The organism is Lentilactobacillus kefiri (assembly GCF_007989105.1).
GTDB classification, from domain to species: domain Bacteria; phylum Bacillota; class Bacilli; order Lactobacillales; family Lactobacillaceae; genus Lentilactobacillus; species Lentilactobacillus kefiri.
The window spans coordinates 1-7,050 of the sequence record NZ_BJVK01000057.1 but is presented as its reverse complement, the minus strand read 5'-3'; the positions used below and the strand labels follow the sequence as shown (position 1 = coordinate 7,050).

Sequence of the window (7,050 nt, the reverse complement as noted above, 5' to 3'; positions counted from 1 at the left end):
TATAAAAAAAGCCGCCTAAGCGACTTTTTTTAAAATTACTTGTTCAAAATGTCTTGACGTGCTTGTTCTGACAAGTTGTAGAATGAGTGAATTCCTTTGTAATCGGCAACGTCACCGAGTTGGTCTTCAATTCTCATCAATTGGTTGTACTTAGCGATACGTTCGCCACGGCTCATTGAACCAGTCTTAATTTGACCAGCGTTAAGAGCAACAACCAAGTCAGCAATAGTAGTATCTTCAGTTTCACCAGAACGGTGTGAAATGATAGCAGTGTAACCTGCTTCTTTGGCCATTTCAACGGCTTCAACAGTTTCAGTCAAAGTACCGATTTGGTTAAGCTTGATTAAGATAGCATTGGCAACGCCCATCTTGATACCTTTCTTAAGGTAATCAGTGTTAGTAACGAACAAGTCATCACCAACGATTTGAACTTTCTTGCCAAGGCGCTTAGTAGCCATTTGCCAATCAGCCCATTCGTTTTCATCAAGAGGATCCTCGATTGAAATAACTGGGTATTTGTCAACGATGCCTTCAAGCAAGCTAACAAATTCATCAGCAGTGTATGACTTTCCGTCACCCTTCAAGTCGTACTTCTTAGTTTCAGTATTGTAGAATTCTGATGCGGCACAGTCAAAGGCAATAGCAATGTCTTTACCTGGCTTGTAACCTGCACGTTGGATAGCTTCAACAAGGATTTCAAATGGTTCCTCGTTGTTCTTCAAATCAGGTGCAAATCCACCTTCATCACCAACAGCAGTTGAGTATCCGCGTTCGTTCAACAAGTTCTTCAAATTATGGAATGTTTCAGAACTCCAACGGATAGCTTCTTTAATTGATGGAGCACCAACAGGCATGATCATGAATTCCTGGAAATCAACCTTATTGTTGGCATGCTTACCACCATTAATAACGTTAAGCATTGGTGTTGGAAGTAAGTGAGCATTGAAACCACCAAGGTAGTTATACAATGGAACTTCCAATTCGTCAGCAGCAGCACGGGCAGCAGCTAATGAAACACCTAAAATAGTGTTAGCACCTAACTTACCCTTGTTTGGAGTACCATCCAATTCAATCATGGCCTTATCAATAGCCAATTGGTCGGTAACATCGTAGCCAACAATTTCTTTAGCGATGATGTTATTAACGTTGTCAACGGCTTTTGTAACGCCTTTGCCCATGTAACGATCCTTGTCACCATCACGGAGCTCAACGGCTTCGTGTTCACCAGTTGAAGCACCTGAAGGTACGATTCCACGGCCCATTGCACCTGCTTCAGTATATAATTCAACTTCAACAGTTGGGTTACCACGAGAGTCTAGAACCTCACGAGCATAAATATCAGAAATAATTGACATGTTTTTTTCTCTCCTTAGCGAAAGTTGTGACCTTTTGTACAAGGTTCAACTTTAATTCTATTAGTTTCCGGCCGAACTTTCAACACAAATCGGCGAATTTAACTATTTTTGCAAAAAGTTTGCAAGTTTCAAAAATGAATCCGGCTTCAAGCTGGCTCCACCTGCTAATACACCGTCGATATCTGTTTGGGCAAGGATATCATCGGCATTATCGTCGTTAACACTGCCGCCATACAAAACCCGGACCTGATCAGACACGTCATCCCCATACAAATCCGAGATGGTCTGACGAATCAAATAACAGCCCTCTTCAGCTTCATCACTGCTGGCAGTCTTACCGCTACCAATTGCCCAGCTTGGCTCATAAGCAACGATCACTTTCTCTGCTTGAGTTGGTGTCACTGACTTCAAGGCATTGGTCACTTGACTAACCACCCATGAAATCCGATCAGCAGATTCACGTCTGCTCATCGTTTCATCACAACAAATGATTGGCGTGAGATGATTACGAAATGCTGCGTGAACCTTTTTGTTGATAATGTCATCGGTTTCGTTGAAATATTTTCGCCGTTCCGAATGACCAATAATCACGTGGGTCACGCCCATTTCAGAAAGTGCCTTGGGGCTTGTCTCACCTGTATAGGCACCCTCATCTTCATAAAAGCAATTTTCTGCTGAAATAATGAGAGGTGAATCACCATTTTCCTTGATCATACTTTCCAGGAATAATGGCGAGGCTGCAATACAAGTCTCAGTAATTTTAGGGTCGGGAAGCTTGCCCTTAATATCTTGAAGAAATTTGACGGCTTCTGCAACTGATAAATTCATCTTCCAGTTACCCGCAACGAACGGAATTCTCATACGAATCATCCTTTACATTTTTTAACTTAATGCCATTGTAACTAAAACCGGTTTCAAAAGCCACATTTTTCTCCTATACCAATTCTTAATAATTTAAAAGGAGCCCGCTAAAAAGCGGACTCCTTCAATGTTACTTGTTATCAATGGCTGCAATACCAGGAAGTGTTTTACCTTCAAGATATTGAAGTGAAGCACCACCACCGGTAGAAATGTGGGTCAATTTGTCAGCAACGCCTAATTGTTTAACAGCGGCAGTTGAATCACCACCACCAACAATGGTTGTTGCATCGCTTAATGTACCAAGGAATTTACCAATTCGAAGGGTTCCTTGAGCGTAGTTAGGCATTTCAAAGACACCCATTGGGCCGTTCCAAACAACGGTCTTGGCATCTTTAAGGACGTTCTCAAACTCTTCAATTGACTTAGGACCAATATCCAAAGCCATCCAGCCGTCATCAATGTCTCCTTCAACAACTTTGTGTTCAGCATCGTTCTTAAATGCTTTGGCAACAACGTTATCAACAGGGAGAACGATCTTGTCGCCACCCTTTTCAAGGATTTGCTTGGCAACATCAATCTTATCTTTTTCAATAAGTGAGTCACCAATCTTGATGCCTTTAGCTGCGTAGAATGTGTAAGTCATTCCACCACCGATAATAATCTTATCGGCTTTGTCGATTAAGTTGTCGATAACACCAATCTTGTCAGAAACTTTGGCACCACCAAGGATGGCAACAAATGGACGCTTTGGATTATTAACAGCTTCACCCAAGAACTGGATTTCCTTTTCCATAAGGAAACCGGCAGCAACTGGCTTGCCAGCTTTGTGCATTGCTTCAGCAATTCCGGCGTTTGAAGCGTGGGAACGGTGAGCAGTACCAAATGCATCGTTGATGAATTCATCAGCAAGTGAAGCCCAGTATTCACCTAATTTAGGATCGTTACCTGATTCACGCTTGACGTATTCACCGTTAACAACATCTTCATAACGAGTGTTTTCAAATAAGAGAACACTGCCGTCATCCATCTTGTTAATGGCATCTTCAAGTTGTTTACCTTCAGTAACTGGAACAAAGATTACTGGCTTGTTAAGCAAGTTTGAAAGACGTTCTGCAACTGGGCGTAATGAAAGGCCCTTCTTGTCGTCTTCCTTCTTGATTCGGCCAAGATGTGAGCAAAGGATTGCTTTACCCTTGTGATCCAATACGTACTTAATAGTTGGTAAAGCGGCTTGGATACGGTTGTCGTCACCAATAACGCCATCCTTGATAGGAACGTTAAAGTCGACACGCATCAAAACTTTTTTACCTTCAAGATTTAAATCAGAGACTGTTAATTTTGCCAATTTTGAAACCTCCTAAAATCATTTGATTGTGATTTGTAGAACATACCGAGATAACAAAAGACGGAGAAGGCACCCTCCTCCGCCGATTGCATGAATTAATTATTAAAGTGAAGCGAACTTCAACAAGGTACGAACCATGTTGCAAGTGAAGCCCCATTCGTTATCGTACCAAGCAACAGTCTTAACTAATTGGTTGTCACCGGCAGTAGTAACTTCAGTTTGAGTTGGGTCAAATACTGAACCATGAGGATCATCAATGATATCTGATGAAACGATTTCGTCAGCATTGTAACCAAATGCTTCGTTGTTAAGTGTGTGCTTCTTCATAGCTTCGTTAACTTCGTCAGCTGTAACTTTCTTGTCAAGTACAGTAACTAATTCAGTTAATGAACCATCAACAACGGCAACACGTTGGGCATGACCCATAACTTTTCCGTCAAGATCAGGGATAACCAAGCCAATAGCTTTAGCAGCACCTGATGAATGAGGAATAGTGTTAGCACTAGCGGTACGGTTGTTACGACGCTTCTTGGTCTTAGGTCCATCAAGAATTTGTTGTGATGCAGTGAATGCATGAACAGTAGTCATAGTACCAACTTTAACACCGAAGTCTTTGTTCAAGAAGTAAAGCATTGGTGCCAAGCAATTAGTAGTACATGAACCGGCAGAAACAATGACATCGTTTGAATCAAGGATGTCCAAGTTAACACCAGGAACAACAGTCTTAACAGCACCAGCAGGAGCTGAAACTAAGACACGTTTTGCACCGGCCTTGATATGTGCTTGAGCCTTTTCTTCTGAAGTGTAAAAACCAGTACATTCAAGTACGTAGTCAACACCATCGTTCTTTACCCAAGGAAGGTTAGCAGCATCTTTTTCTGAGTATACAGGAATTTCTTTACCGTCAACGACGATACCCTTGTCAGTTGCTGAAACTTCACCAGGGAAACGTCCATGGGTTGAATCATACTTCAATAAATAAGCTAACATTGAAGGAGTAGTCAAATCGTTAATTGCAACAACTTCAATTTCGCTTGAATGCAATTCGTGAATCCGTTTGAAAGCCAAACGACCAATTCGGCCGAAACCATTAATACCAATTTTTACAGTCATACTAAGTTTTCCTCCTTTAGGAAATAAGAAAATATTAATACGTAGTACAGTGTTAATCGTACCACGAATTGAAAACAAAGTCAGCACCCTTGTGAACGATAGTTCAAAGTGCGCATCGAGTAACCATACAATATTACCCAAAATCGAGTATAGCAGACCACCGGAGAAATGCAATGCAATTGATTTTAGTAAACGTTTTCACGATGAAATTTTCTTTCTGCTTGAAAATGTTCTCACTTTCTAGTATATTGGTATAGGAAGTTGCGCCCGTAGTGTAATGGATCGCACGTAAGATTCCGGTTCTTGAAATGAGGGTTCGATTCCCCCCGGGCGCATTTTTGTATACCACTTTGGGAATTAATAAGCGTCATTTTACTGAAATTAGTAATGACTTTCCACAAATATTTTGTTGAAAATAATGGGCTGTCATTCTTCACAATCTTTCAATAAAAAAGACTCGAGAAATCAATTTTCTCGAGTCTTTTTATTGGTTTAATCCGGAACTGAAGTCGGTTCACGGACACCTTCTGTAAAATCAACGCCTTCTTTAGCGTAAAAATCCATAATCTCTTGTCGCTGGGATTCAAATTTTGGTGGCAGTGACAACCCCTGCCCCATTGTCAAAATGGGTTCTTCCAAACTGAAGCCTGGAGAAGTTGTCGCAATTTCAACTCGGTTATCACCGGGATCACGCACATACAAACTCTTGAACCAACCACGGTCGGCATATTCCTCAATGTTCAAATGCTGTTCTTTGGCAATATCCCAGAACTTGAACAAATCCGCCTTGGTTGGTGCCTGAAGAGCAAAATGATCAATGCTTCCCCTCCCAAACCGGGTCCGGACATCTTGCTGATCACTTTCAAACAGCTCAATCGATTGTTGGTCTTCCAATTGAACCACGTTATTTGTTACAGGAATCCCCAACCAATCATGGAAGAATGCGGCAGTGGCTTCCGGATCCGGAACGTGAAGTTCGGTTCCCATCAGATGAGTAATTTGCTTATCTGCCGGAATGCCGTTATCAGGCACTACCCGCATATCAGTCAAAATTTCGGAAGTCTGCAGGAATTTCACTTCGACACCATCAGGATCCGCAAACTTAATGCCATTTTGAATATCTTCGGTATCAACAGAATGCTCACTCAGCCGTTCTTTCCAAAAATCAATACTGCCATTTGGAACCGAAAGCTTAATGTTATTAAAGAAATGTTTTCCATCCGTTCGATGACCAAGTAACGGCACCACGAAAAAGGTGACGACTGATCCGGGCGTTCCCAGATAATCTCCATAAAATAAGTGGCGGATACGAATGTTTTCTTGATTAACGGTATTTTTGACCAATCGCATGCCCAAAACCCGAGTATAAAAGTCAATATTCTGCTGAGCATCTTTAGTCAATAGTGAAATGTGATGAGTCCTCATAGCTATCCTCCTGGTTCATCCTTTGCTTGTTACCGCTATTGTATCACGAATGAATCCGCTTTCTTATAATAAGCACTTATGACTATCACCCTAAAAATGGCACATGAATAGTTAACTGAGCAAAATATTTGACCTTTTTTGACCAATACACTATTATATTTACATGAACTTGGTTCATACCATCTTTCATAAAACCTATTAAGGAGGCATCTTGAATGAATTTAGTGCCAACCGTCATTGAACAATCCGCAGGCGGTGAACGTGCGTATGATATTTATTCACGTTTGCTAAAAGACCGAATTATCATGTTATCAGGCCCTATCGAAGACGACATGGCTAATGCGATCATTGCCCAATTACTTTTCTTGGATGCTCAAGACTCAGAAAAAGATATTTACCTTTACATTAACTCACCTGGTGGTGTTATCACCTCAGGCATGGCCATTTACGATACAATGAACTTTGTTAAAGCAGATGTTCAGACAATCGTTATGGGAATGGCTGCATCAATGGCTTCCGTTCTTGCTTCTTCTGGAGCAAAGGGTAAGCGATTTGCATTGCCACATGCCCAAGTCTTGATTCACCAACCATCTGGTGGTGCTCAAGGTCAACAAACCGAAATTGAAATTGCTGCCGAAGAAATTTTAAAAGCTCGTAAGATGATCAATAATCTCTTAGCCGAGAATTCCGGCCAACCAATTGAAAAGATCAACAAGGATACTGAGCGTGATAATTACCTCACTGCTCAAGAAGCCGTTGATTATGGACTTTTGGATGGTATCATGACAAGCAGCGCAGAGAAACAGTAATTTGGCTTTTTAACTAAATAACGTTTCTAATTTAAATGACCCAAACCTCATGATGAGATTTGGGTCATTTTTTTGTCTCAAAATGTACCTAATTGATAAAAGCAAAATGACCGACTAGAATAAAGATGTAGTTAGTTAATTA

Annotated in this window: 6 protein-coding genes and 1 tRNA gene; 2 read left to right on the top strand and 5 right to left on the bottom strand. The window is 41.1% G+C overall.

Annotation, left to right across the window (positions count from 1 at the left end):
* Window positions 1–35: 35 nt before the first annotated feature.
* From eno to gap, 4 genes are all read right to left on the bottom strand, one after another.
* Complete coding sequence (gene eno / locus LKE01_RS11145) at window positions 36–1,355, bottom strand: phosphopyruvate hydratase (RefSeq protein WP_056982882.1); 1,320 nt, start codon at window positions 1,353–1,355, stop codon at window positions 36–38.
* 102 nt (window positions 1,356–1,457) lie between these two features.
* Window positions 1,458–2,216: a triose-phosphate isomerase gene (gene tpiA / locus LKE01_RS11140; RefSeq protein WP_054769851.1), complete on the bottom strand. Its 759-nt coding sequence runs from the start codon at window positions 2,214–2,216 to the stop codon at window positions 1,458–1,460.
* A gap of 130 nt (window positions 2,217–2,346) precedes the next feature.
* On the bottom strand, window positions 2,347–3,561 hold the full coding sequence (locus LKE01_RS11135) for a phosphoglycerate kinase (protein ID WP_054769852.1): 1,215 nt from the start codon (window positions 3,559–3,561) through the stop codon (window positions 2,347–2,349).
* A gap of 102 nt (window positions 3,562–3,663) precedes the next feature.
* A complete protein-coding gene (gene gap, locus LKE01_RS11130; RefSeq protein ID WP_054769853.1) occupies window positions 3,664–4,674 on the bottom strand; it encodes a type I glyceraldehyde-3-phosphate dehydrogenase in 1,011 nt (336 codons plus the stop codon).
* 263 nt (window positions 4,675–4,937) lie between these two features.
* On the opposite strand from gap, the gene LKE01_RS11125 reads away from it, so the two are divergent.
* Window positions 4,938–5,009, top strand: a tRNA-Arg gene (locus LKE01_RS11125).
* 157 nt (window positions 5,010–5,166) lie between these two features.
* Here LKE01_RS11125 and LKE01_RS11120 read toward each other — a convergent pair.
* Window positions 5,167–6,099 carry a VOC family protein gene (locus tag LKE01_RS11120; protein WP_054769854.1) on the bottom strand — a complete coding sequence of 311 codons (933 nt, stop codon included), beginning with the start codon at window positions 6,097–6,099 and terminating at the stop codon, window positions 5,167–5,169.
* Window positions 6,100–6,314: 215 nt separating this feature from the next.
* On the opposite strand from LKE01_RS11120, the gene LKE01_RS11115 reads away from it, so the two are divergent.
* Window positions 6,315–6,908: an ATP-dependent Clp protease proteolytic subunit gene (locus tag LKE01_RS11115; RefSeq protein WP_054769855.1), complete on the top strand. Its 594-nt coding sequence runs from the start codon at window positions 6,315–6,317 to the stop codon at window positions 6,906–6,908.
* The last annotated feature ends 142 nt before the right edge of the window (window positions 6,909–7,050 follow it).

Coding starts and splice junctions, on each gene's coding strand:
- eno (WP_056982882.1), bottom strand. CDS start 1,355: ATGTCAATTATTTCTGATATTTATGCTCGTGAGGTTCTAGACTCTCGT.
- tpiA (WP_054769851.1), bottom strand. CDS start 2,216: ATGAGAATTCCGTTCGTTGCGGGTAACTGGAAGATGAATTTATCAGTT.
- gap (WP_054769853.1), bottom strand. CDS start 4,674: ATGACTGTAAAAATTGGTATTAATGGTTTCGGCCGAATTGGTCGTTTG.
- LKE01_RS11120 (WP_054769854.1), bottom strand. CDS start 6,099: ATGAGGACTCATCACATTTCACTATTGACTAAAGATGCTCAGCAGAAT.
- LKE01_RS11115 (WP_054769855.1), top strand. CDS start 6,315: ATGAATTTAGTGCCAACCGTCATTGAACAATCCGCAGGCGGTGAACGT.